General features: G+C 67.2%; 25 protein-coding genes. 12 read left to right on the top strand and 13 right to left on the bottom strand.

Going from position 1 to position 23,813, the window contains the following annotated elements; genetic code table 11:
* Window positions 1-188 precede the first annotated feature (188 nt).
* Window positions 189-770, bottom strand: a complete 582-nt coding sequence (locus FQU96_RS27500) for a TetR/AcrR family transcriptional regulator (RefSeq protein ID WP_146544571.1) — start codon at window positions 768-770, stop codon at window positions 189-191.
* Window positions 771-891: 121 nt separating this feature from the next.
* On the opposite strand from FQU96_RS27500, the gene FQU96_RS27495 reads away from it, so the two are divergent.
* The 8 genes from FQU96_RS27495 to FQU96_RS27460 are packed head-to-tail and all read left to right on the top strand — an operon-like array spanning window position 892 to window position 7,991.
* A complete protein-coding gene (locus FQU96_RS27495; RefSeq protein ID WP_146544570.1) occupies window positions 892-1,734 on the top strand; it encodes an alpha/beta fold hydrolase in 843 nt (280 codons plus the stop codon).
* On the top strand, window positions 1,735-2,019 hold the full coding sequence (locus FQU96_RS27490; RefSeq protein ID WP_146544569.1) for an extradiol ring-cleavage dioxygenase: 285 nt from the start codon (window positions 1,735-1,737) through the stop codon (window positions 2,017-2,019).
* Window positions 2,012-2,839, top strand: a complete 828-nt coding sequence (locus FQU96_RS27485) for a protocatechuate 3,4-dioxygenase (protein ID WP_146544568.1) — start codon at window positions 2,012-2,014, stop codon at window positions 2,837-2,839. The genes FQU96_RS27490 and FQU96_RS27485 overlap by 8 nt, the downstream gene beginning before the upstream one ends.
* Entirely contained in the window at window positions 2,839-4,122 is a 1,284-nt protein-coding gene (locus FQU96_RS27480) for an aromatic ring-hydroxylating dioxygenase subunit alpha (protein ID WP_146544567.1), read from the top strand. The genes FQU96_RS27485 and FQU96_RS27480 overlap by 1 nt, the downstream gene beginning before the upstream one ends.
* Window positions 4,123-4,135: 13 nt before the next feature.
* Window positions 4,136-4,651: a 3-phenylpropionate/cinnamic acid dioxygenase subunit beta gene (locus FQU96_RS27475; RefSeq protein ID WP_218574897.1), complete on the top strand. Its 516-nt coding sequence runs from the start codon at window positions 4,136-4,138 to the stop codon at window positions 4,649-4,651.
* Window positions 4,652-4,660: 9 nt separating this feature from the next.
* A complete protein-coding gene (gene hcaB, locus FQU96_RS27470) occupies window positions 4,661-5,482 on the top strand; it encodes a 3-(cis-5,6-dihydroxycyclohexa-1,3-dien-1-yl)propanoate dehydrogenase (protein ID WP_146544565.1) in 822 nt (273 codons plus the stop codon).
* On the top strand, window positions 5,479-6,414 hold the full coding sequence (locus FQU96_RS27465; RefSeq protein ID WP_218574896.1) for a nitronate monooxygenase family protein: 936 nt from the start codon (window positions 5,479-5,481) through the stop codon (window positions 6,412-6,414). The genes hcaB and FQU96_RS27465 overlap by 4 nt, the downstream gene beginning before the upstream one ends.
* On the top strand, window positions 6,411-7,991 hold the full coding sequence (locus FQU96_RS27460) for a class I adenylate-forming enzyme family protein (RefSeq protein ID WP_146544564.1): 1,581 nt from the start codon (window positions 6,411-6,413) through the stop codon (window positions 7,989-7,991). Before FQU96_RS27465 ends, FQU96_RS27460 begins: the two co-directional genes overlap by 4 nt.
* Here the strand turns inward: FQU96_RS27460 and FQU96_RS42815 are convergent.
* Window positions 7,979-8,101, bottom strand: coding sequence for a hypothetical protein (locus tag FQU96_RS42815; RefSeq protein WP_255468590.1), 123 nt, complete (start codon window positions 8,099-8,101; stop codon window positions 7,979-7,981). The genes FQU96_RS27460 and FQU96_RS42815 overlap by 13 nt on opposite strands.
* 264 nt (window positions 8,102-8,365) lie before the next feature.
* Between FQU96_RS42815 and FQU96_RS27455 the strand changes: the two genes are divergently transcribed.
* Window positions 8,366-9,358: a tripartite tricarboxylate transporter substrate binding protein gene (locus tag FQU96_RS27455; protein ID WP_146544563.1), complete on the top strand. Its 993-nt coding sequence runs from the start codon at window positions 8,366-8,368 to the stop codon at window positions 9,356-9,358.
* A gap of 203 nt (window positions 9,359-9,561) precedes the next feature.
* Here the strand turns inward: FQU96_RS27455 and FQU96_RS27450 are convergent, their stop codons facing one another.
* The 11 genes from FQU96_RS27450 to FQU96_RS27400 all read right to left on the bottom strand — a co-directional run bounded on the left by FQU96_RS27450 (window position 9,562) and on the right by FQU96_RS27400 (window position 20,471).
* Window positions 9,562-9,885, bottom strand: coding sequence for a DUF3325 domain-containing protein (locus FQU96_RS27450; protein WP_146544562.1), 324 nt, complete (start codon window positions 9,883-9,885; stop codon window positions 9,562-9,564).
* A 6-nt stretch (window positions 9,886-9,891) separates the two neighbouring features.
* Complete coding sequence (locus tag FQU96_RS27445; protein WP_218574894.1) at window positions 9,892-11,466, bottom strand: PepSY domain-containing protein; 1,575 nt, start codon at window positions 11,464-11,466, stop codon at window positions 9,892-9,894.
* A complete protein-coding gene (locus FQU96_RS27440) occupies window positions 11,463-11,771 on the bottom strand; it encodes a DUF3649 domain-containing protein (protein ID WP_255468589.1) in 309 nt (102 codons plus the stop codon). The genes FQU96_RS27445 and FQU96_RS27440 overlap by 4 nt, the downstream gene beginning before the upstream one ends.
* A 143-nt stretch (window positions 11,772-11,914) precedes the next feature.
* Window positions 11,915-12,541, bottom strand: coding sequence for a DUF4198 domain-containing protein (locus FQU96_RS27435; RefSeq protein WP_218574893.1), 627 nt, complete (start codon window positions 12,539-12,541; stop codon window positions 11,915-11,917).
* 13 nt (window positions 12,542-12,554) lie between these two features.
* On the bottom strand, window positions 12,555-15,140 hold the full coding sequence (locus tag FQU96_RS27430; protein ID WP_218574892.1) for a TonB-dependent siderophore receptor: 2,586 nt from the start codon (window positions 15,138-15,140) through the stop codon (window positions 12,555-12,557).
* Window positions 15,141-15,250: 110 nt separating this feature from the next.
* Window positions 15,251-16,222, bottom strand: a complete 972-nt coding sequence (locus FQU96_RS27425) for a FecR domain-containing protein (protein ID WP_178130734.1) — start codon at window positions 16,220-16,222, stop codon at window positions 15,251-15,253.
* 68 nt (window positions 16,223-16,290) lie between these two features.
* The gene (locus FQU96_RS27420; RefSeq protein ID WP_146544559.1) at window positions 16,291-16,830 is read right to left on the bottom strand and encodes a sigma-70 family RNA polymerase sigma factor; all 540 of its coding nucleotides are present in this window, start codon (window positions 16,828-16,830) and stop codon (window positions 16,291-16,293) included.
* A 119-nt stretch (window positions 16,831-16,949) separates the two neighbouring features.
* Complete coding sequence (locus FQU96_RS27415; protein ID WP_146544558.1) at window positions 16,950-17,366, bottom strand: hypothetical protein; 417 nt, start codon at window positions 17,364-17,366, stop codon at window positions 16,950-16,952.
* Between the two features lie 30 nt (window positions 17,367-17,396).
* Window positions 17,397-18,251: a MipA/OmpV family protein gene (locus tag FQU96_RS27410; RefSeq protein WP_146544557.1), complete on the bottom strand. Its 855-nt coding sequence runs from the start codon at window positions 18,249-18,251 to the stop codon at window positions 17,397-17,399.
* A 94-nt stretch (window positions 18,252-18,345) separates the two neighbouring features.
* Window positions 18,346-19,710 (bottom strand): ATP-binding protein, encoded by a 1,365-nt coding sequence (locus FQU96_RS27405; RefSeq protein WP_146544556.1) that lies wholly within the window; start codon window positions 19,708-19,710, stop codon window positions 18,346-18,348.
* Complete coding sequence (locus FQU96_RS27400; protein ID WP_146544555.1) at window positions 19,710-20,471, bottom strand: response regulator; 762 nt, start codon at window positions 20,469-20,471, stop codon at window positions 19,710-19,712. The genes FQU96_RS27405 and FQU96_RS27400 overlap by 1 nt, the downstream gene beginning before the upstream one ends.
* A gap of 190 nt (window positions 20,472-20,661) precedes the next feature.
* Here FQU96_RS27400 and FQU96_RS27395 point away from each other — a divergent pair, with 190 nt between their 5' ends.
* The 3 genes from FQU96_RS27395 (at window position 20,662) to FQU96_RS27385 (ending at window position 23,759) form a co-directional block, all read left to right on the top strand.
* Entirely contained in the window at window positions 20,662-21,693 is a 1,032-nt protein-coding gene (locus tag FQU96_RS27395; protein WP_146544554.1) for a DUF3298 domain-containing protein, read from the top strand.
* Window positions 21,694-21,718: 25 nt separating this feature from the next.
* Complete coding sequence (locus FQU96_RS27390; RefSeq protein ID WP_146544553.1) at window positions 21,719-22,534, top strand: hypothetical protein; 816 nt, start codon at window positions 21,719-21,721, stop codon at window positions 22,532-22,534.
* A gap of 142 nt (window positions 22,535-22,676) precedes the next feature.
* On the top strand, window positions 22,677-23,759 hold the full coding sequence (locus FQU96_RS27385) for an AraC family transcriptional regulator (protein ID WP_178130733.1): 1,083 nt from the start codon (window positions 22,677-22,679) through the stop codon (window positions 23,757-23,759).
* The last annotated feature ends 54 nt before the right edge of the window (window positions 23,760-23,813 follow it).

The following is a 23,813-nucleotide window of genomic DNA, read 5'->3' as shown; positions in this document are numbered from 1 at the left end:
TCAGGCCGCATCGTCGATGACAGCAGCGACGATGTCGAGAGGGTCGCCCGGCATGTTTCGTTCGAACGGACGCACGCGATTACTCAATCTCCGCCGTCATCCCGAGCGCAGCGAGGGATCCAGGAACGGCGCTTGGATCCCTCGCTGCGCTCGGGATGACAGCGTGATCCCATTCGAACGAATGAGCTCTAGGCACCGATCAGCCATCGTTCGCACGTTTCTGCGAGACCCGCGCTGTCGGGGCGGCTCACAAGGCCCTCTGCGATGATGTAGGCGTACGTCACATAGGCGCGCATCCGGGCCCCCTCGTCCGCCAGCCCCAGCTGACGCAACAGCGACACCAGATACGCCAGTCGCTGCTGGTCGACTTCCTCGACAGCCGCGGCCGCCGCCGCATCACGCTTGGCCCACAGCCGGATCGCGAGTTCGAGGTTGGCGCCCTTGGCCGAACGGGAGCTGGCAAACGGCAGACGAATGAGACCTCGCAGCCGGTCGCGCGGGCTTTCTTCCGTTCGCTCGAGTCGTTCGATGATCGCAAGCGTCGCGCGGCGCCGCCACGAACCAAGCATGGCCGACAGAAGCGCCGAGCGGTCCGCGAAGTGCCAGTAGAAACTGCCCTTCGTCACCGACAGATCACGCGCCAGCGACTCGACGCGCACAGCATCGACACCGCTCACGGCGAGCGTGTCGAGAGCTGCCGCGATCCAGTCTTCTGCCAGGAGCCGCCTTGCCTCCTTCGTTCGCCGCGCGGTTGATGTCTTAACAACCATTCCAAACCGTATGTTCCTGGGTGATCCTGTAGATCATTCTGGAATCTTTCTCATATCCGAATCTACGGTCAAGGATTTTCACAATTGACCGACTATCGATTCCATGACTATACGGTACCGTATGGAAAAACGAGATACCCCGCAGCCTCTGGTCTCGCCGCGGTTCATTGATGCCGCGGGACACAGGACGCTCTATCGCGAGCTCGGCGCTGGTGAGCCTGTCGTCCTCCTCCATGGCTCGGGGCCGGGCGTTTCCGGTTGGGCGAACTGGTCCAGGATCGCTCCAGTCCTTGCCGATGGGTTTCGCGTTCTGGTGCCGGACATCGCGGGCTTCGGCGACACCTTGGCGCGGCCCGGCGAGCGTTACGGAATCAAGCTGTGGGTGGCGCATCTTCTGGGCTTCCTCGATGCACTGGGAATCCAACGCGCCCACCTTGTCGGGAACTCCTTCGGCGGCGCACTGGCGATCGGCGTGGCCACTGCCGCGGCCCATCGCGTGCAGAGCCTCGTCCTGATGGGAACGCCTGCCGGCGAGTTTCCCCTGTCAGAAGGCTTGCGTGCGGGATGGTTCTACGAGCCGGGAATCGAAGCGATGGCGTCGCTGCTGCGACTCTTCCCCTACGATCAATCCCTGGTCACGTCGGACATGGTGGATGAGCGCTACGTCGCAAGCGCTCGACCCGGCGCCCAGGACGCGTTCCGGGCTCTCATCCCGCAACCGTCGACCCAAGCGGGCGCGACGGTCAAAGGCTTCCCGCCTGCGACCCTCAGCACGATCGCACAGCCAACGCTGGTGCTCCACGGGCGCGACGATCGTGTCGTCCCCGCCGATTGCGGGTTGCTCATCCATCGCTGTGTCCCGCGGTCCGACCTGCACATGTTCGGCCAGTGTGGTCATTGGGTCCAACTCGAGCGGGAGACCGCGTTCCTGGCCCTTGTCCGCCGCCATCTCGCGGAGGCTTGAATGTCCACCGGCAGACTCGAGAAGCTGCTCTACGACCTTGCCATCGACCGCGGCACGAAGGAGCGCTTCCGGTCCGATCCCGCTGCGCTGCTGGCCCGCCTGCATCTCACCGGTATGGAGCGCGACATGGTGCTGCGGTTCGATGTCCGCGGGCTGGCCGATCGCGGCATCAACGTGATGCTGCTGATGGGCTATTGGATGGAGCTCGAAGGCAGCCGCGACCTGCGCGGCTACGTCGCCCGCATGAACCAGCCCGCCTTGTGCCGGGAGGCATCCCATGGCTGAGATCGTCGGCGGTTTCCTTCTGCCGCATGACCCCTTGATCTTCCAGCAGGCCGAGCGGGCTGACGAGGCCCGGCGCAACCGCGTGCGCGCCGCCTATCGCAGGATCGCCGAGCGTGTCGGCGCGCTTCGCGCCGACAGCGCCATCGTCATCGGCTCGGACCACTACATGCTGTTCGGGCCGACGTGTCTGCCGCAGATGCTGATTGTTCTGGATGAAGCGCAGGGTCCGCTGGAGCGGTTGCCGGGAATCGAGCGTGGAGAAATTGCCGTCGATACCGAACTCGCCGCATGGCTCCACACGCGTGGACGCGATGCCGGCTTCGACTGGGCCGTGGCCAAGACGCTCACGGTCGACCACGCCATCGCGATTCCCCACGCTCTGTGCATCGCGCCGAATCGGGATGTCCTGACAGTTCCCATCTACATCGCGTCCGGCGTCGAGCCGATGATCCGCATGTCACGCGCGCGGCAACTGGGCGCGATGATCCGAGACGCCGTGCGTTCATGGCCAGTGGACCGCCGTGTCGTCGTCTTCGGCAGCGGCGGGATGAGCCACTGGGTCGGCATGGCAGAGATGGGGCGCGTCGGCGAAGACTTCGATCTCGAGGTGCTGCGTCACGTGGCGGCGGGTGACCTGGATACGCTCGCGGCCTACCAGGACGACGCGTTGCTCGCCCGCGGCGGCAACGGCGCCTTCGAGCTCCGCAATTTCGTCTGCGCCATGGCGGCCGTCGGATCCTGCGCAGGCAAGGTCATCGCCTATGAGCCGGCGCCGGAATGGATCACCGGCCTCGGCTTTGCGGAACTGGAGGTCCGCTGATGTCGGACGCTGCCGTTCAGAGGTGCGCGGACCTGGTCGACGATAGCAACGGCTGGGTCGATCGTCGCATTTTCTGGGACTCCGAGCTCTACCAGCGCGAGTTGCAGCAGATCTTTGCCCGCTGCTGGCTGTTGCTGGTGCATGAAAGCCAGATCCCCGAACCGGGCGACTTCCGTGTCACCAGCATGGGAGAGGACAGCGTGATCGTGGTCCGCCAAAGCGATCGGACGATCCGCGGGTTCATCAACTCCTGCCCCCATCGCGGCAACCGCGTGTGCCATGCTGAGACGGGCCGCGTCCGCGGATTCGTCTGCAATTACCACGGCTGGGCCTTCGGGCTCGATGGATCGCTGCGCGGGATGCATGAGGCCGCCGCCTACAAGCGCTGCTCCAGCTACGACAAAGCCGCGCTAGGGCTGCAACCGGTGGCCAAGGTCGCAAGCTACAAAGGCCTGGTCTTCGGGACCTTCGACCCGGCGGCGCCCGATCTCGAAACCTATCTCGGTGATTTCCGCTGGTATCTCGACGCGGTCCTCGACAACGACGAGGGCGGCACGGAAGCCCTCCCCGGGGTGACTCGCTGCGTCATGCGCAGCAACTGGAAGTTCGCGGCGGACAATTTTGTCGGCGACGCACTGCACGCCGGCTGGACCCACAGGTCGGGTGCCGAGGCGATGCTGGGCGGACCTGTGCCCCGCCTGTCGGAGGATGGCAACGCCTACTCGGTCAACGTCCTCGGCCACGGCGTCGAGTTCAACATGGACATGGTCGGCAACGCCGCGACCCTGGGTGACCCCAGGATCCGGCATTACCTGCGCGACCGTTTCGAGGTGGTCCGCGCGCGGCTCGGAGAAGCCCGCGCCCGCATGGTCGGCTCCATATCCTCGGCCAATGTCTTCCCGAATTTCTCCTATCTGCCGGGCCAGATGACGTTCCGCACCTGGCAGCCGCGGGGACCGGCACAGACGGAGATGCACGCCTGGGTCCTCGTCAATCGCAACATGCCGGCAGAGATCAAGGCGGCCTACCGCAAGGGCGTGATGATGACGTTCTCGCCGGCCGGCGTGTTCGAGATGGACGATGGTGACAACTGGGAGGGATCGACGGCGGCGAATGCGGGAGCCGTTACCCGCCGGCGGCCCCTGCACTACGGCCTCGGCCTCGATACGCGCGTCGAGGAACCTGACCTGCGCGGCGCCGTGCATCGCTACCAGGTCAACGACGCCAATCAGCGCGCCTTTTACCGGCGGTGGGCCGACCTGATGGACGGCGCCGATGTGTAATGCAGCTTCCGTCGTGGCCGGCGACGTGCCGATCGAGATGACATTGCGGCTGCAGCGGTTCCTCCATCACGAAGCCCGCCTGCTCGACGCGCGGGCCTACCATGACTGGCTCAAGCTGCTCGCCGACGACATCCACTACTGGATGCCCGTCATCGAAAACCGGTTCGAGCGCGATCCGGCCGGCCCGTTCGGGCCGGAACGGATGGCCTACTTCGACGACGGCATCGAGGACCTGCGCCGTCGCGTCACCCGCTTCACGTCACCGTCCGCGTGGATGGAGACGCCCGCGACTCGACATGTCCATATCATCACGAACGTCGAGGTCGAGCCGACAGAGCTGCCTGACGAGTGGCACGTCCATTCGGCTTTCGTGAACTACCGCAATCGCGGCGACGACGACGAGGCGGTGCTGATCGGCAGGCGACAGGATGTCATCCGTCTCGTCGGCGATTCACCACGCCTTGCCCGACGGCTGATCACCCTCGCACAGAGCATGCTGCTCACGAAAAACATCAACACGTTCCTATGAAGGCAGCCCATGCACAGGGGATGGCTTGAAGGCTACGTCGCCCTCGTCACCGGCGGCGGCACAGGCATCGGCCGCGCGGTGGTGGACCGCTTCGTCGCCGAGGGGGCGAAGGTGTGCGCGATGGTCCGCAGCGCGGCCGACGGCACGGACCTGATCCGCGATCACGGTGATGCCGTCAGCGTCATCGAAGGCGACGTGCGAAGCGCAGGCGACAACGCGGCCGCCGTCGCGGCGACGCTCGACCGCTTCGGCCGTCTCGACACATTGGTGGCCAATGCCGGCATCTGGGACTTCTTCCTGTCCCTGGAAGCGACCCACGCCGACGTGCTTGCCGCAACGTTCGATGAAATCATGGCCGTCAACGTGAAAGGCAGCCTGCTGTCGGCCAAGGCCGCCGTCCCGGCGCTGCGCGAGAGCCACGGCTCTATCATCATGACCGTTTCCAATGCCGGATTTCACGCCGGTGGTGGTGGTCCGGTCTACGTCGCCTCGAAGCACGCGCAGGTCGGGCTGATCCGTCAACTCGCCTACGAGCTCACCCCCGATGTACGTGTCAATGGCGTCGCGCCGGGCGCCACGGCCACAGGGCTGCGCGGCGCGGCCGCCGCCGGACAGGCCGAACGGTCGCTGGAGGACGTCGAAGGGCTCGAGGACGCGGTCTCGCGAACACTGCCCCTGGGATTCGTGGCGCAGCCGCAGGACCACGCCGGCCTCTATGTCGTGCTGGCATCACGCGAGAACGCGCGCTGCACGACGGGCGACATCTTCCGAAGCGACGGCGGCTGGGAAGTGCGCGCGCCGGGTCGCCGACCGGGACGGAGGACGGCTTGAGATTCGAAGACGCAATAGGCCGTCTGCGGTTGCCCGTGATCGCCGCGCCGATGTTCCTGGTCTCCGGGCCCGACCTTGTGATCGCCGCAGCGCAAACCGGCATCATCGGCAGCTTCCCTGCCCCCAATGCGCGCACGATCGAAACGCTGGACCGGTGGCTTGCTGACATCCACGCCGCACTCGAGGGAACCGATCATCTCTGGGCTTTGAATTTCGTCACCCATCGCAGCTACGATCGGCTCGGCCCCGAACTCGACCTTGTCTCGCGTCACCGGCCGCCCATCGTGATCACGGCACTGGGCAGCCCGGCGCCCGCCGTCAGGGTGGCACGGCCATACGGCGGACTGGTGTTCGCCGACGTCAGTACGCCCGTCCAAGGGCGCAAGGCGATCGACGCCGGCGCCGATGGCCTGGTTCTCGTCTGCGCCGGCGCCGGCGGACACACGGGCGGCATCAGCCCGTTTGCCTTCGTTGCCGAGGTCCGCCGTTTCTGGTCCGGACCGCTGGTGCTCGCCGGCGCCGTTGGCGAGGCTCGCGCCATCCTGGCAGCGCAAACGCTCGGCGCCGATCTCGTCTACATGGGCACGCGGTTCATCGCGGCCGCCGAGAGCATGGCCAGCGAGACCTACCGGGCGATGCTGGTTCGCGCCAATGCCGCGGACATCGTCCAGACCCGCGCCGTCACCGGCGTGCCGGGAAACTTTCTCCGGGAGAGCCTGTCAGCGGCCGGACTGGATGCCGCCAGCGCAGCACCGGGCATCGACTTCGCAGGCCTGATCACGGACGGCACCAAGGCGTGGAAGCATGTCTGGTCGGCCGGCCAGGGCGTCGGGTCGGTAACAGGCGCAGCCCCGATCGCAACCATCGTCAGCGACATCGAGGCCGAGTACACGCGCCTGCGGCGCCCCAACGATGCGAGGAACGTTCCATGAGCAGCCAGCGCCTGCATGCCGATCGCAGTCTTGCGCCGCGCTTCTGCGATGCCGTCTCGATGCTCGTCGAGGCCGGGCGCTCGTCCGGCGACCGCGTGGCCCTGCGCTGCGGTGCCGAGAGCCTGACGTATCGGCAATATCTCGGCGCGGCGGGTGCATGCGCCAGGACGCTCCTGGACCGGGGGCATGGCGGCAAGCGAATCGTGGTCGCCCTGCCCAACAGCCTTCACCTCAACGTCGTCGTCTTCGGTGTTCTGTCGGCCGGATCGGAGGTGTGCCTCATCAATCCCGCTTACAGCGAGCGCGAACTGCGGCTGCAGTTGGAAGACGCCCGGCCGTCGCTGGTGATTTCCGGACCAGACAGCACTCTCGACCCAACGCTGGCGGCCGCTGTCGACGCCGACTATCTGGCCGTCACCGCCCTGGATTACGCATCGTCACCCGCCACGCTGCCGGACGTGGAGATACGCCCGGACACGCCTGCCGTTCTGCTCTACACGGGAGGCACGACGGGCCGCTCCAAGGGCGTGGCACGCACCCACCGCGACCTGATGCTGACGGTCGAGGGCATGCAGGTGTGCTGGCCTGCCCGCCTGGCACAGGAAACCTGGCTCAACATCGCGCCGGTGTTCCACGTCTGGGGTTTCCTCATGGGCTGCATAGTGCCGGCCTACATGCAAGCGGAGCTGGTCATCGCACCGCGCTACAAGCCGGAGACTCTTGTCGAACTGCTGGCGCAGCACAGAATCACCGTCTTCGGTGGCGGGCCGGCGCCCATCTACTCCGGCCTTCTGGCGGCGACAAATTTCGCCGATCACGATCTGTCGTCGCTGCACCTGTGTCCCTGTGGCGGTTCGCCCTGCCCGCCCGACCTGCTGCGCGCGTGGCGATCCAGGACTGGCGTACCGCTGCTTCAGGCCTACGGCATGACCGAGGTGGCGCCGATCACGGTCTGCGTGGCCGACGTGGATCCCGATGACTGTTCGGTCGGCTTCCCGATGCCGCACCTGCAGGTCGAGGTCGTCGATCTGGAGACCGGTTCGACACTGCCGCCCGGCACCGCCGGAGAAGTCAGGGTGTCGGGCGCCACCGTCCTGCACGAATATCTCAATCGGCCCGACGAGACGGCGCTCGCCGTGCGGTCCGGTTGGTTCTACACGGGCGATATCGGAAAGTTCGACCCCGCAGGCCGGCTCTACCTGGTCGACCGCAAGAAGGACATGCTGATTGTCGGCGGTTTCAACGTCTTCCCCACCGAGATCGATGGCGTCCTGTGCAGTCATCCCGATGTTCTCGAAGCTGCGACCGTCGGAATCCCGGACACCCGAAAGGGTGAGATACCGGTCAGCTTCGTCGCCCTGCAGCCCGGCACAGCGACCGACATAGCCGCCCTGACAAGCCACTGCGCGCGTCTCCTGGTCGATTACAAGCGGCCGCGCACGATCACGCTCGTCGACAGCCTGCCACGCACGCCGGCGGGCAAGATCGACCGGCGGACCCTGGCCGCGCGCGCTGTCGAAGCACCGCCAGCATCACAACGCCTCGAACGTGTTCGTGAGCGGCCTTACCAGCGGTAGGCGAGCGTCGCCGTCACGGCACGGCCCAAGCCGTAGTAGCAGACTCCCGCCGAGCAATTGGCGACGTACCGCTTGCCCAGCACGTTGCTGGCATTGATGTTCAGCGTCACACCCGCCAGCCGCGGCGGCCGGCACGCTAGCAAGCGCGCGAAGCAATCGCAGTAGCGTGCAGATACGCACCCCGCCTGTGTCGACGGCCGCGGCGCCTCCAGGGAAACTTACAGGGGTGCTTAGAATCGCTAATTTGCGGCGCTCTCCCGCATCTCATTCAATACGGCAACGCCAATGCATACGGGTGCCCAGCCTGGGCGACGCGTGAACCGCATCGCCCAGCCGTCCCGCTGTGCGCCTTTTCCGAGATCCGGGGTGAAGTCATGGTGACGATCAGCCGACGCAGGCTTGCAACGCTTCTTTCATCGGCAGCGGCTACCGCCGCACTGCCACACACGCTGCAGGCACAGGAATCTTTTTCGGCGCGGCCGTTGCGCCTGATCGTGCCATGGCCGGCGGGCGGCGGCGTCGACACCCTCGCGCGCGCGATCCAGGCACCGCTGAGCGCCCAACTCGGCCAGACCGTCGTGATCGAGAACATCGGCGGCAGTTCAGGTCGCGTCGGCACGCAGACCGCCGCGCGGGCTGCGCCGGACGGTTACACGTTCCTGCTGGCCAACGACACCTTCGCCGCGACCGAAGCGCTGCCGCTGCCGGGCACGACGCCGATCCGCTCAGCCTTCGCACCCGTGACGCTGGCGGCCTCGGCACCGCAGGGCGTCTTCACCCACCCGAAGTCCGGGCTCAAGAGCATCCAGGATCTCGTTGCCGCCGCCAAGGCACGCCCGGGCGGACTGAATGTCGGCGTGCCGGGCATCGGCAGCTCTCAACACCTCACCAGCGAGCTGCTGCTGCGCGCCGCCGGCAACCTGCGGGTGACCCATGTTCCCTACCGCGGCGGCGGCCCGCTGATGCAGGACCTGCTGGCCGGCACCATTGATGCCGGCGTGGTGACGTTCGCCGCCGGCGTGCAGCAGGTGAACGCCGGCCAGCTGCTGGCGCTGGCCGTGACCAGCGCCGACAGCCCGGCCACATTCCCCAACCTGCCGACCGCCGCGCAGACCGTGGCGCCGGGCTTCGTGCAGACCACCTGGCTCGGATTGCTGGCGCCCAAGGGAACACCTGATGCGGCGCAGGCGCGCCTGCACGCCGCCACGGTTGTCGTGCTGCGCGATCCCGCCGTGATCGAGCGCCTGCGGGGGCTGGGCTTCGATCCGGTCGGCCTTGATGGTGCCGGTTTCAGCGACCTGTTCGAGCGCACGATCAAGACGTTCGCCGACATCGCCACGGAACGCGGGATCGTCGGCGAAAGTTGAATGCCCGCAGCGCAGGATCCTGTGCTGCTGAAGCAAGACGCGCTGCGGCTGATGACGGGTCGGACCGCGTCGCTCCAGCGACGCTCTTCCGGCGAGACTTCGCTTTCGCCGGGGTAGGTAGCGCCGGCTGATGAGCGCCGCTGGAGCGGCGCGGTCCCAGTCGTCACCAGCCCCGCTCGCAGCTGGCCGAACCCACGCAAGGATCAGAACAACAACAACGGCACGGCGCAGATCGGCAGCACGAGGGCCAGGACCGCGGTGACACGCGGCGCGTACGGCAACAGAAAGACCAGCAGCAGGCCGGCCGCCGACAGGATGCCGAACCACGCGACGAGCCCGACGGGCCAGCCCCAGCCGGCGAGGCAAGCCGGCAGGCTGACCGCGAGCAGGAGCCAGCCTGCCAGACGCAGGGCCTGGCGCTGCCAGGGCACGGCGCGATGGCGAAAGACCTGACCGTGGTGGCGATCCATTGCCAGGCACAGCGCAACGAAGCCGGCATAGGCCAGCGCCAGGGCAAGCGAGACCATCGTCGATCAATCCGCGCCGACGCGTGCTGCACGCGCCATGGGCACGCGCCCAACACGGCGGGCCTCGGCGCGCGGCGGACGACGCCAGCCGACATGCCAGGCAACGAGTCCCAGGACGATGCCGATCGCCATCGTCACGAGGTCGACGCCGGCAAGGCCCCAGTCACCGCGCGGCAGAGTGTTGGCGAGGTGGCTCGACGTCGTGATCGCGTTGAGCATCGGCAGGCCGCCGAACAGCAGCGCCGCGGCCACGAGCTGCTCACGCCAGGCGCGCAATCCCGGCCGTAGCGCCGCATGGATCGCGGCCACGATCCAGACGGCGAAGAAGCACCTGATCTCGGCGTCGGCCCGCGCCGCTACATCGACAGGCAGCAGGCGATTGCCCCAGAAATATGCCGCCATGGCCAGCGGCAGGCCGGTGACGGCGGCGACGTTCAAGGCCTCGACGCAGCGATTGCCAAAGGCCGACCACCCCGCGCCGCTCGTCCTGGTCTGACGCTTCACGGCCCACAGGACCAGGCCGGTGGCGACCATGGCCGTGCCGACCAGGCCGGAGAGAAAGAACAGCGCGCGCAGCAGCGGGCCACCGAAGCGGCCCAGGTGCAGCCCGTAAAGCATGTCGTGGGTCGACGCAGCCGCCGGTGTCGCTTCGGGCCTGGTCAGCAATGCGCCGGTCGCGCCATTGAACACCAGGCGTCCGCCGGCGCGCGACATCTCATCGCCGTCATGACGGGTGACCTGGACGGTCGCGTTGGCATCGCCGGGATGGCTGACCGAGATACGGCTGACACGCGCGCCGGACCACACGTGCTCGGCCTGCGCCAGCATAGGGCCCATCGGCGCCAGGGGCGCGGCCACGCCGGCCGCCTTCTTCGGCGGCGCGCTCTGCGCCATCTCGGCGAAGAAGGCCTGGCGGTTGCCGTCGTACGCCACGTCGACGCCCCACGGCATGTACATGGTCATCAAGGTGATCATGCCGGTGTAGGTGATCACCAGGTGATACGGCAATGCCAGCACGGCCAGCGCATTGTGTGCGTCGAGCCAGGCGCGTTGGCCGGCTTTGGCCGGACGGAAGGTGAAGAAATCCTTGAAGATGCGCCGGTGCGTGATGACACCGCTGACGATCGCCACCAGCATGATCATGGCAGCGGCGCCGACGACCCAGCGGCCCCACAGCGGCGGCATGTGCAATTCGAAGTGGAAGCGATAGAAGAAGTCGCCGCCGCGCGTGGCGCGCGCCTGCAGCGGCTCGCCGGTGCCCGCGTTCAGGGTTTCGCGCTGGAAGCGCCGCCCGGCCCCCTCCTCACGCCAGAAGATCTGCATCGACGGATCGCGATCGTCGGGTAGTTCGATGAACCAGTTGTTGGCCCGCGGCGCAACCTGCTGCAGCCGGGCCACCGCGCGCTGGGCGGCGTCCGGCGCCGGCACCACGGCGTGCAGCTCGGGCTGCATCCAGCGGGTGATTTCGGGCCGGAAGTAGCTCGCCGTACCGGTCAGGAAGATCGCGAACAGCAGCCAGCCGACGACCAGGCCGGCCCAGGTATGCAGCCACGCCATCGACGGACGAAAACCCGCCTTCAAGATGCACCTCCGACCGACGCCATGCGCAGGATCCACGCCGTGCCGCCCAGAACAGCTGCCGGCACGATCAGCCCGAGCCAGGCGCGCCACGCGGTGGCGGCCGCGAACACCCACACGACGGCGCCGAGATAGACCAGGAAACTCAGCATCGTGGCCGTCAACACGGCCTCGGCGCGCGACGCCGGCAGCGCCAGCGTCAGCAGCACGGTTGCGATCGATGACAAAGCGTAACCGCCGGCGACCGCCGCCACCGCGCGCGACGCGACTCCCAGACGGTAGCGTGCGCGCTGGGTCGTACGCTTCACTGCCGGGATCGCTTCAGTGTTCGACCTCACCCTGAGGAGCGAGCGCAGCGAGCGTCTCGAAGGGTGGGCCACCGCACCGTACCCGGAGCCCATCCTTCGAGACGGCCGCTGCGCGGCCTCCTCAGGATGAGGTCGATTGATTGTCACGGTGCGCCTGTGAAGGTGATCGTCGCGACGTGGCGGATCTGTTCGAACGGCTTGCCGTCCCAGGTACCGCTGGTCTTTTCGATATGAGCCACTTCCGCTACGTACTGGCCGGACCACGGCGTCTGCACGGTGACGCGCCCGGCATCGTCGGTGCGGAACGGCTTTTCCCACTTCGGCGGGCCGAACACCTTGACCTCGGCCTTGGCCAGCGGCTTGCCCTTCAACAGCAGGACGAAGGTGTTGCTGCCGGCGGCCGTCGGGACCAGCTCCAGGTCGAGCTTGGCTTCGGTGTCCGTGCGACCGGCCTTGGCCTGGTAGAGAATCGCTGTGCCCTTGTCGGTGACGAAGCGTCCCGTCACGCGAACGTCGCCGGGCGCCGTCGCCGCGATGTCGAGGTGCGTGTCGCCCGACGTGACCGTCAACTCCTTGCCGTCCGGCGCGATCGCGCGCGGCGCGCCGACATACTTGCCGTACATCTCCTTCTTCTCACGCACGTCCTCGGACCATTCACCGAAATAGGCCCGCGCCGGACCGCTGCCGTCGCGTTCGGCCCACAGGTAGTGGGCCTGCGCCGTGCCGGCCGCGAGCAGGATTGCGCCGCCGATCATGAGTGTCTTCAGCATGTCGTTACTCCCTTCACCACTGGTAGCGCAGGCTGGCGATGGCCGTGCGGCGGTAGCCGTACCAGCACCAGGCATAGGACAGGCATGAGCCCACGTACTTCTTGTCGAACAGATTGGTGACGTTCAGCGTCGCCTTCAGGCCCTGCAACCGGGGACCGAGCTGGCCGAAGTCGTAGCTGACGGCCGCATCGAACAGCACGTAGTCGGACACCTTGAAGGTGTTGGCCGAATCGCCCCAACTGGTGCCGACGTAGCGCATGCCGCCGCCCAGCATCCATCCGGCGAAGCGGCCGTCCTGCACCGTGTAATCAACCCACAGCGAGGCCGTGTGCCTGGGAATGCCGGTCGGAACCTTGCCCTTCAGCGGCACGGTGACGGTCGGTGCACCGGCGATGATGGTGTCGATCAGGGTCGTGCTGTTGCTCTTGATCGTCTTGTTGTCGAGGTAGGCATAGGACGCCGTCACGTTGAGCCCGTCGGTGAGGCTCGCCTTGCCCTCGATCTCGACGCCGCGCGAGCGCACCTCGCCGGCCGTCATCTGGCAGCGTCCCGTGCCGCAGATGTGGGTCGGATCGGGATCCGTCGTCAGCACGTTGGTGCGCACCAAATCGAACATGGACAGCGTGATGACGCTGTTGATGCCCGGCGGCTGGTACTTCAAGCCGACTTCGTACTGGCGCCCGCGTGTCGGGTCGAACGGCTTGCCGCCAAAGCCGAAGCCGCTCTGCGGTTCGAACGACTGCGTGTAGCTGACATAGGGCGCGAACCCGCTGTCGAACAGGTAGACGAGGCCGGCGCGGCCCGAGAATGCCGAGTCATCCAGGCCGCTGCGGCTCGTGGCGCCGGTCGCGATCGTCTTGGTCCGCGACCGCGTCTTGATCCAGTCGTAGCGGCCGCCCAGCAGCAGCACCCAGCGGTCGAACTTGATCTGGTCCTGCACGTAGAGGCCGATCTGGCGGTCCGTCTGCCACTGGTCCGAGGTGAACGCGGGCGTCGCGATCGGCTTGCCGTAGCTGGGCGTAAACAGATCGATGCGGGCCACGTTGGCGGCCGAGCCCGACAGCGTATCGGTGCCCTGCCAGCGATAGTCGAGACCGAACAGCAGCGTGTGGCTGAGCGGGCCGGTCGTGAAGCGCGCCTGGGCCTGATTGTCCAGCGCGACGGCGTCGATATCGACCTTGGTGGTGATGGCGCTGAGCCACAGCGTGCGCATGTCGGCGTTCAGGCGCGACGCATTGTAGAGGCTGCGGTAGTGGCCGTTCGAATGGATGTAGCGAAAATTCTGCCGCACCGTCCATGTGGTGTCGAAGCGGTGCTCGAAGGCATAGCCGATGGAGGCCTGCTCGCGGTCCGACTTCTCGAAGCGCGCCTCGCCGTCATAGAAGTTGGTGGCGATCCGGCCCAGCGGATTGCGCAGCGCCGATCCCCAGGCCGGCACCGAGCCGTACGATCCGGCATGCGGATCGCGCTGATAGTGACCGAAGATCGTGAGCGTCGTGTTCTCGTCGGGGCGCCAAGCGAACGACGGCGACACGAAGATCCGCCGCTCCCGGGTGTGCTTGACCTGACCGTCGGCATCGCGCACCGATCCCAGAAGCCGGTAGCGGTACTTGCCTTCGGCGTCGATTGGGCCACTGAGGTCGAGCGTGCCGCGGAAATCCTCGTACGTGCCGCCCTGCAGGGTGATTTCGTTGAAGCGCGCCGCCGTCGGCTGCTTGCTGACCATGGCGACGATGCCGCCCGGCGGCGCCTGGCCATAGAGAACCGAGCTGGGGCCTTTCAGCACCTCGATGCGCTCGAGGCGGAACATGTCGACCTGCGGCAGCGCATCGCGGCTGCCGGGCAGGCGCAGGCCATCGAGATACTGTGCCGGACTGAAGCCGCGCACCGTCATCTGGTCCAGGCGCGTCGCGGTGGCACCGCGCGTCTCGGGGATGACCGCCGATGTGTAGCGCAGCGCCTGGTTCAGGGTCTGCGCACCCTGTGCCTCGATCTGCTGGCGCGTCACGACGGAGATCGACTGCGGCGTCTCGATCAGCGGCGTGTCGGTCTTGGTGCCGGTGGCGCTGCGCTGCGCGACATAACCGCGAGCAGGGCCCCAGGCGCGTTCCTGGTTGCCCTGCACCGTCACCGGATCCAGCGGCATGGCGCCGTCCAGCGCACCGCCCGATACCGGCTTCACCAAGGTCACCGTGTCGGCGTTCGTGAAGCGGTAGGTCAGGCCGCTGCCAACCAGCAGCCGGCGCAAGGCGTCCTCGGGCGTCATGGTGCCCGACACCGCCGGTGCGGTGAGCCCGCGCGCGAGGTCGGCGGGGTAGAGCACCTGTAGCCGTGCCGCCGCGCCAAACGCCGTCAGTGCCGATGCCAGCGGCTGGGACGGAATGGCAAACGCCACCGGCGATGCGACGCCCGCCTGCGCCATGAGCGGCGCCGGCGTGATCCGCGGCGAGCCGGGCGACGCCCCGCGATCCTCGGCAGCCGCCGTCCCGGTCCCGACCATGGCGATCATCGCCGTGCCCGCCAGCCAGCGCCGCGACCATCGCGCCCCGCTGTCATGTGCCGCCCCATCAACCGCCGACCACGCTTCGCCCGAACCCATCAATCTCGCCCCCGGCACCTTGCGCAATATGCGACTGATACGCAATTGCATAATGATCAGTGCCAAGACGGATGCCGCCCCGTGCCTCCTCACCTGCCGGCACGAAAATTTCAGGCCGCGCGCAGCACGACCAGGAAACGGGTGAGCGCGACCGACCGCACCGGCAATGTGCTGCGGATCGCATCCAGCACGCGGTCGGGCTGACGGATGTCGAACGTGCCGCTGATGCGCAGGTCGAGCAGCCCGCTATCCAGCACGACGATAGCCCCCTCGCGATAGCGGTTGAGGTCGGCGATCACCTGACGCAGCGGCTGGTCCTCGAACACCAGGCGACCGTTGCGCCATGCCAGGTCGGACCGACCGGTGGTGTTTTCGACGGCACCCAGGCCGGTCGGGCCATAGGCCAGGCGCTGGTCGGCGAACAGGCGCGCTTCGGTCGTCGACACCGCACGACGCGGCCAGGCGACGGACGCTGTGCCGTCCACCACCGCGACGGCAACGTCGCGTGCCCGCCGATGAACGACGAAAGCAGCGCTCTGCGCCGTGGTCACGCCATCGGCGCAGACCACGTCGAACGGGCGGCTGTCGGCATCGGCGACGAAGACGTAGGCCCGGCCCTGCTGCAGGTCGACCCGCCGTCGCGCCGTCGTGAAATCGACCGCGATCGCAGTGTCGGCATCCAGCTCCACCTGCGAGCCATCAGGCAGGTCGACCCGGCGTCGCCCGGCCGTCGCGGTACGGAAGTCGCTGGTCAAAAACGCCGTGGCCCCGGTCCAGTATGCCAAGCCCGCACACGCGGCCGCGGCCGTACCGGCGGCCAGGAACTGGCGGCGCGAGGGCATGAAACGACCCGGCGCCGCACGCGCCGCCGGCAACGGCACGACAATGCGGCGCGGATCGGCAACGGCGTCGAGGTCGGACCACAGAGCGGCCAGCCGGTCGACGGCGCGACGATGCGCCGGATCGCGCGCGATCCACGCGTCGAACCCTGCCCGCTCGTCGGCCGAGGTCGCACCCGACTGCAGGCGCACGAACCAGGCCAGCGCCTGCTGGTCGATGTCGGCGTGTGGGCTGTCAGGCATCCGGCGTGTGCTCAATGGTCCGCTACAGTCTTGCGACGTCTTCAAGACGAAACTCGATGGCCTGTCCCTCATGTCCCTCCTGGCGGGGAAAGGGGCGTTTCCGGCGGATCGCTCAGGCGGTCGCGGCAATGCGCCAGCGCCTTCATGACGTGCTTCTCCACCATGCTGCGGGAAATGCCCAGACGGGCGGCGATGTCCGGATGCGACAGGCCATCGAACCGGTGCATCAGGAACACCTCGCGGCAGCGCGGCGGCAGTTCGTCGATCGCCTGGGCAAGCCGGGTGATGCGTTGCTTGTAGTCGAGCGTCACCTCCGGATCGCGCCGCTCCACCCGCTCGGCATGCTGGGCGAGGTGCGACAGGCGCCGCTGGTGGGCCTGGTCGCTGCGCAACCGGTCGGTGGCGAGATTGCCGGCGACCTGGAAGAGATAGGCGCGTGGGTTGGCGATGTCGGACACTGTCGCGGCGCCGCGCAGGCGCAGGTACGTGTCCTGGGCGACGTCGGCCGCCGTCGTGGCGCTGCCCAGCCGGCGCGTGAGATAGCGCAGCAGGTCGCCGTAATGGGCGGCCAGCAGGGCGAGCAGAGAGGTTTTGTCAGCCGCCGCCATGCCCTCGTCGCCTGCCCCGTCTCCTTGTCGACAGGACGACCAAGGCACACTGTCGGCTGCCCCGCGTCATCCGACGCGGGTTTTAGCGTTGTTGCGATTGATTCGCAATTGCGTAAATTCTATGGACTCAGGGTGTGCGCTTCACCCGGCGCCCGCCAGCGCAATCGTGCGATTTTGCCGCTGCCTTTCAGGATCGCGCGCAGGGCGTCGGCCACGCGCCCGACCGGCCCGGTGGTGTCGATCGTTCTCAGCCAGCGGCGAATGCGCGGCCTGGACGGCTCGATGAAACACAAGAAGCCGTTCTCGATCTCCCTGTCGTTGCCGCAGCCGACCCACAACGGGAACGCCGCATGCTCAAGATCGATGCGCCATCCCCAGTCCTCGGCCTCGGGCGCCGCTGCCGTGAAGCCATACACCGGCAGATTGTCGGCCAGAAAGGCGGCCAGAAGCCTGCCGTGGCGTCCGGGGCCGACGGCGGCCGCCTCGCCGGGCTCGGGCGGGAAGTGGCCGGAGACAAACACGACATGCGTGCGCACGGACCGCGGCTCCCCATCGGGCGACAACGGTCAGAACCTGTAGCCCAGGACCACGCCGGCCGATGGCGCCACGCGCTTTCGCGTCAGCGGACTGTCGGCGGCGTCACCCAGCAGGATCTTCAGACCGACATTGGCCTGCATGAACCAGTGCTCGGACATGGCCCAGGCGAGCCCGACCTGCAGATCGGCACTCTTGATGCCGGCCTTGGCATCGAAGCGCTGGTAGCGGGTCTGCTGGGCTTGCGATGGCGAAATGCCGAAGAAGGCCTGCATGTGTTTATCGTTGGCCCAGGTGAGAGAGGCACCGGTCGACAGCTTGAGCGAGTCGGTGAGCGGAACCTGCAGGGCGGCACTGGGCCGGATCATCAGGCCATCCCCGCCGCCGAAATCCTTGGTGACGTCGAGGCCGAGCCGCAGCATGCCGATGGTATAGAACCCGAATACACGGCCGCGGGCACCGGGGCCGATCTTATCGAGACCGCGCAGCCGACGGTCGTCGTCCTTGGAACGGCCCGGCGCCATGCCGATCGACATCCCCAGCCGCAGGTTCTCCGTGCGCAGGGCGTAGACGCCCAGACCGCGCTCCGGTTCGAGGAAAATACGATCCTTCCAGTCGACCGAGACGAACGGCACCGGCGAAACCTTGAACCTGTCCGATCCTTCATAGCTCGGTCGCAACCGGACGCCGGCACCAACCGCGACGCGCCAATTCCCTTTTGCCGGACGCGCGTCCGGCACGGCGTCGCTGCCTTCCGGCAGGCTCACGCCCTGCGCCGACGCCTGCGGTGCAATCGTGACCATGACGAGCCAGGTGCCCGCGAGCACAATCGCGAACGGCAGTCGCTTGCGCACCGGCGGCGCGATGATCGAGAACATCTTCGGCATGGGGTCCCTATGGGTCGAGCGAGGACCGTGACCATAGAGACCAGCCGGCGCGGGCTGTTTTAAGTTACGTTAAGAGATGTTTCCGGCGGTGGCGTCAGGCCGGCAACGGACAGCGCGGCAGCGACATCCTGACGATGAGGCCATTCGGCAGACGATCGAGAAGCGCGATCCTGCCGTCGTGATCCCGGATGACGTCGCGTGCAATCGAAAGACCCAGGCCAAAGCCGCTGCGCGCCGCCGCACCGCGGGCGCTGTCGCCCTTGAAGAACGGCTCGAACACCCGCTCCCGCACGGCAGCGGAGATGCCGGGCCCATCGTCGGAAACGTCGATCTCCACCATCCGGTCGTCGATCGCGCGCAGGGCGATCAGAACGCCTGAACCGTGCTTGACGCCGTTGTCGACCACGTTGCTGATGGCGCGCGACAAGGCGCTCGGCCGACAGGTCCAGGTGAGTCGCACCGGCCCCTCATAGGCAACGGCGTGACCGACATCGGCAAATTCGGCGCTGATCGTCTGCAGGAGACTCGGCAGGTCCACCCGCGCCATGCCTTCATCCTGTACGCCCGGGCGCAGGTACTCCAGCGTCTCGTCGAGCATCCGGCTGATCGACGCGACCTCGCGCAGAATGCCGTCCCGCACCTCGGGCTCGGCCACGCGCTCACCGCGCAGCCGCAATCGGGTCAGCGGTGTGCGCAGGTCGTGGCTGATGGCGGCGAGCATGCGCCGGCGATCATCGAGAAGCGCCCGGATCCGGGTGCGCATGTCGTTGAGGGCATCCGCCACCTGCCCGATCTCGCGTGGTCCCCGGCGGTTCACACCGCGGCCGGCATCCGCCTGATCGTCTTCGGGCGCGCGCCCGAAGGATTGCGCGGCGGCACCGACGGCGGACAGCGGCGCGATGATCCAGCGCACGGCGTAGATTGACAGGAACAGCACGAACAAGACCATGATGATCAGAATGATCGCCATGAGCGACACGACGGTCCGCCAGGCAGCGCTCGCCAATGTCGGCGCATCGAACAACAGCGCCCATTGGTCGTCGACCCTGACGGCTGCCTGAAATGTCGCGTCGGGCTGATGGTCGATGCCGCCGATGATCTCGATATCCCATCCCACCGCCAACTGGCGCGCGACCAACCGCGCCGCGATCGGCAGATCCGCGCGGCGCGTCAGCCGATCGAGATCGGCCAGGGCGATGCGCGTCACCCCGATGCCGGCGAGTCGCGCGGTGGCGACGATCGTCTCGGCCTCCGCCGGCGTCGGCGCCGCCTGAACCAGGGAGGTAATGGTGGCGATCTGCGACACCGACGCACCGTCACTGTTCCTGGAGGCAGGATTGCCCAGGACAAGGACGAGCAAAAACCAGGCGAGTCCGCCGCCGAGCAGCACGGCGAGCGCGACGATGGCCGTGATCTGGCCGGTGATGCCGTGCGGCATCAGGCGGTGAGCAAGCCGCATCAGGCCTCCTCCACCGGCGGCGTAAACACGTAGCCGCCGAGGCGGACCGTCTTGATGAAGCTGGGGTCGTCGGGATCGGGCTCGATCTTCTGCCGGATGCGGCTGACATGAACGTCGATGCTGCGCTGGACCGGGCTTGCCAGTCCGCTATGCGTCAATTCGATCAGCAGTTCGCGCGAGAGCACCCGGCCGGGATTGCGGCAGAAGGCGGCCAGCAGGTCGAACTCCACGCTCGTCATGGCGACACGGACCCCTTCCGGGTCGTGCAGCTGGCGCGTCGCCGGATCGATCTGCCAGCCGGCGAAGCGCAGCAGGCGCGCGCGATGGCGGTCGCCCTGGCGACTGCTGCCGGCCCGCCGCAGCAGCGCCCGGATCCGCGCCACCAGCTCGCGCGAGTTGAACGGCTTGCAGACATAGTCGTCGGCGCCGGTTTCCAGGCCGATGATCCGGTCGATATCCTCCCCGCGCGCCGTCACCATGATGATGGGCACATCCGAGGATGCCCGCAGCCGGCGACAGATGCTGAAGCCGTCCTCGCCCGGCAGCATGACGTCGAGCACGACGAGATCGACCGGCCGCCGCGCCAGGACCGCATCCATGGCGATTGCAGACCCGACGGCGGACGCACCGAAGCCGCTTTCCGACAGCACGCCCATCAACATCCGGGAGATTTCGGCGTCGTCCTCGACCAGCAGCACGTGCGGTTTCGCTTCCGCGACCATCGATGCCGGTGATTGCATTGTGCTGCCAGATCCCATCATGGGCGTCATTGTCCCCCGCCGTCCGTCCGACCGTCATCGGCAGTATTGTGTTTTTTTGTTAAGCAACGCCCGCCGCCATCGGCCTTCATGTCGCACGACGCGGTCGACCCCATCGTGGTATGCCATATTTGAGGCAAAATGAGCGATCACACACTTCAGTGTGTTTGAGTATTCGAAGGATGTACACGCGATGTGGGTGAATATGCGCCAGGCCGTGATCATGGCGCTGGCCTTGGCGGCAACCGCCGCGCCAGCCCAGGCGCAGGTTCCCTCGGCAGCCGACTGCGCCAAAGCGACGACGGTGGCGGCAAAAACCGCCTGCGTGCAGGCCCGCCAGAGCGCGGCCGACAAGGACATCGCGGCGGCCTACGACCAGTTGTCCCAGACGCTGTCAGCGCCGGCGCGCAATCACCTGCGCAACGACCAGGAGTCATGGCGCGCCGCGCACAATCGGGTGTGCGCCACCGAGACGGTGGATACCGTCACCGGTGCCGGTGCACTCGACCGGCAGGAATGCGTCCTCTCGCGTACGCGTCGCCGCACGGAATGGCTGCGCGTCCTGCCGACGGGCGACAGCTATCCCTACATCGCCGAGCACGCGCGCACCGAGAGCGGCTCGGTGCCCGGCATCCGCTACGCGTTCTCCGCCGTCTATCCGCGCTTTGAACGTCCCGGGATCGATTACAAAGAAGCCAACACCCGGCTCACCCAGGCAGCCGACGCCATGTTCGAAAAGCCTGACCGTAGCGACGCGGCTCCCGGCCGCACCCAGCGCTGGAGTCGCGAATTCGACTACACGCTGCTGTTTGCGACTCCCCGGCTGGCGACGATCATCGGCGCCCGCAACGTCTATCTCGGCGGCGCCCATCCGGTCGGCTACCTCACGACGATCATGGTCGATGTCCCGACCGGCCGGCTGATCGCCCCCACGGACATCTTCGTGCGCGGCTTCGAGAGCAAGATCCTGCCGCTGGTGCAGGCCGACCTGCGCCGGCAGTTTCGCGAGCAGCCGGGCTTCGACGAGGCCTTGCAGCCGGCCAAGCTGCTGAAGCTGCTGCTCGAAGATCGTCGTTGGATCGCCCGCGCCGATCGGATCGATATCGAGTTCAACACGTACGAAGTCGGTCCGTACGTCTCGGGCCCCTATTCAGTGTCGCTGCCCTACGAGCGTATCGCGTCGCTGATCCGGCGCGACGGACCGCTGGCCGACAAGGTACGCTAGGCAACGACAACGCCCCGGAGCTTCCATGTCGCGCATCCATCCCCCGACGCGCCGCGCGGCGCTCATCGCCGCTGCTGTCGCCGCGCTGGCCCTGCCCGCCATCGCATCGGCCCAGCAACCGCCGGCACCGCATGTGCCGCCGTTCGCCGCCGGCCACAACGCGGTAATCGATGACGGCAACCCGGGCGGCTGGGCATCGCCGCAGACGCTGGCCCAGGCGGTGAAGGGCCACGACGGGATCATCGCGCCGATCACGCCCGATCGTGACTGGCCGGAAGAAGCCCGGCGGCTGGGCACCGTCCCGCCGCTGCCGATCTCGAGCGGACGGCCGCCGCAGCCGGTGCAACGCGTCGGCCGCACCGGCCCGATCCTGATGCTGGCGATCGGCAACGACAAGGTGCTGAAACTGTTCGACTACGGCAGCCTGGGCATGGAAGCGCGGCGCGCGCACCTGTTCGATTCGTTCCTGGCGACGATCGGCTACTACGTCGTCCGCGTCCAGGAGTACGAGGACGTCTATTACTATCTGATCTCCGCCACGACCGGCACCATGACCGCGATGTTGGAACGGCCGGTGGTATCGCCCGACCGCGGCCGCGCGTTCTCCTGGCACGATTCGCAGATGGTGGGCCGCACGCTGGAAGTGGTGCGCATCACGCCCGCGCGCGCCACGCCGGAGAAAGTTGCATGGGAGGCCAGCGGAGAGCCCGATGGCCTGACCTACGACGTCGCCTGGGCGCCGGATGCGCAGGCCATCATCGTCACCGAGACCAACAGCAAGACGCGCCAGCGCAAGACGGTGCGCCTGGTGTTCAAGGACGGGGCCTGGCGCCCGGCGTGATTTCACCCCGGGCTTGGTCGCATTTCCCTATCGTCCAAGACGACCCCACCGCCGATTGATAGCGTGCACGGCTGCCTGTGCGGAGCACCAGAGGGGCTCTGTTTTTTGCGTGGCAGCGCATGTTGACCGCCGGATTGGATCGATGGACCAAGGCCTCCCTTTCTTGTCGCGCGTTTCGAGCGAAACGATTCCGGCATCGGTTCGCGTTGCCTACTTTCGCGAGGAGTTCTGTCGCACCGCCATGAAGGCGGAGATCGTCGATTGCAGCGGTGGCGCACCCCACTTCGACTTCACCATACGGTGCTTCGGCCCCGTCCGGGCCGGCACCGTCGACCGCTCGCCGTACGAATTCACCTTCCGCCAACAGGACCAGCTGTCACTGCATCTCATCCACCGCGGCACGGTGCATGCGCGCCAAGCCGGACTGGATTATTCGGCCGATCCCGGCGCCTGCTACGTCCTTGACCACACGCGCGCGTGCCGTACCACCTCGCCCCAGGGTGAACGGATCCGCATCCGCAACATCGGTGTCGATCCCGCTGCGCTGCGTGGGCTCGTCCGTCGGCCGCACGACGCAACCGGCCTGCTGCACAGCAGGCCCACACTGCATCTGCTGGATCACTACCTCGCCGGACTGGAAACCCTTGAGGCGGCCCCCGAGCCGGCGTTGCTGCATAGCATCGGTGTTCACCTGCTGGACCTGTTCGCCGCCGTCCTCGGCCCGACATCCGACGCCCGCGAAGTGATCGCCGCCCGCGGTGTCCAGGCCGCGCGCGTGCAAACCGTGCTGGCAGCCATGGACCGCCATTTCAACCAGCCGCTGTTCACGGTCGGCACGCTGGCGGCCAAGCTCGGCGTATCGCGACGCTATGTGCACCGGTTGCTGGAACGCACCGGCCGCACCTTCAGCCAGCATGTGCTGGACCGCCGCCTGCGTTACGCACACGCGCTGCTGTCCGATCCGCATGTCGCGTCATGGCGCATCATCGACATCGCCGGCACTGCCGGCTTCGACGACATTTCCTACTTCAATCGGCAATTCAGGGCCCGCTTCGGCGAGACGCCGACATCGGTGCGATGCATCATTGCGCGCGCCGGTGCAGCGCCCACCGGCGATATTGCCGCACGTGCATCGACGGCTGCTCATCACCTCAAGAAAGCGATTTTTGCGCCCACGCTCTGCGATACCAGTGCGACGCGCGGGACATGGGGCGGGCCGAACTAGGTCGTGTTGACATTTAGGGGATTCCCTTTTGCGGGAAAAGTTGATTCAAGACTG

The organism is Reyranella sp. CPCC 100927 (assembly GCF_007859315.1).
In the GTDB taxonomy this organism is placed as follows: domain Bacteria; phylum Pseudomonadota; class Alphaproteobacteria; order Reyranellales; family Reyranellaceae; genus Vineibacter.
This window is presented reverse-complemented; position numbering and strand designations above follow the sequence as displayed.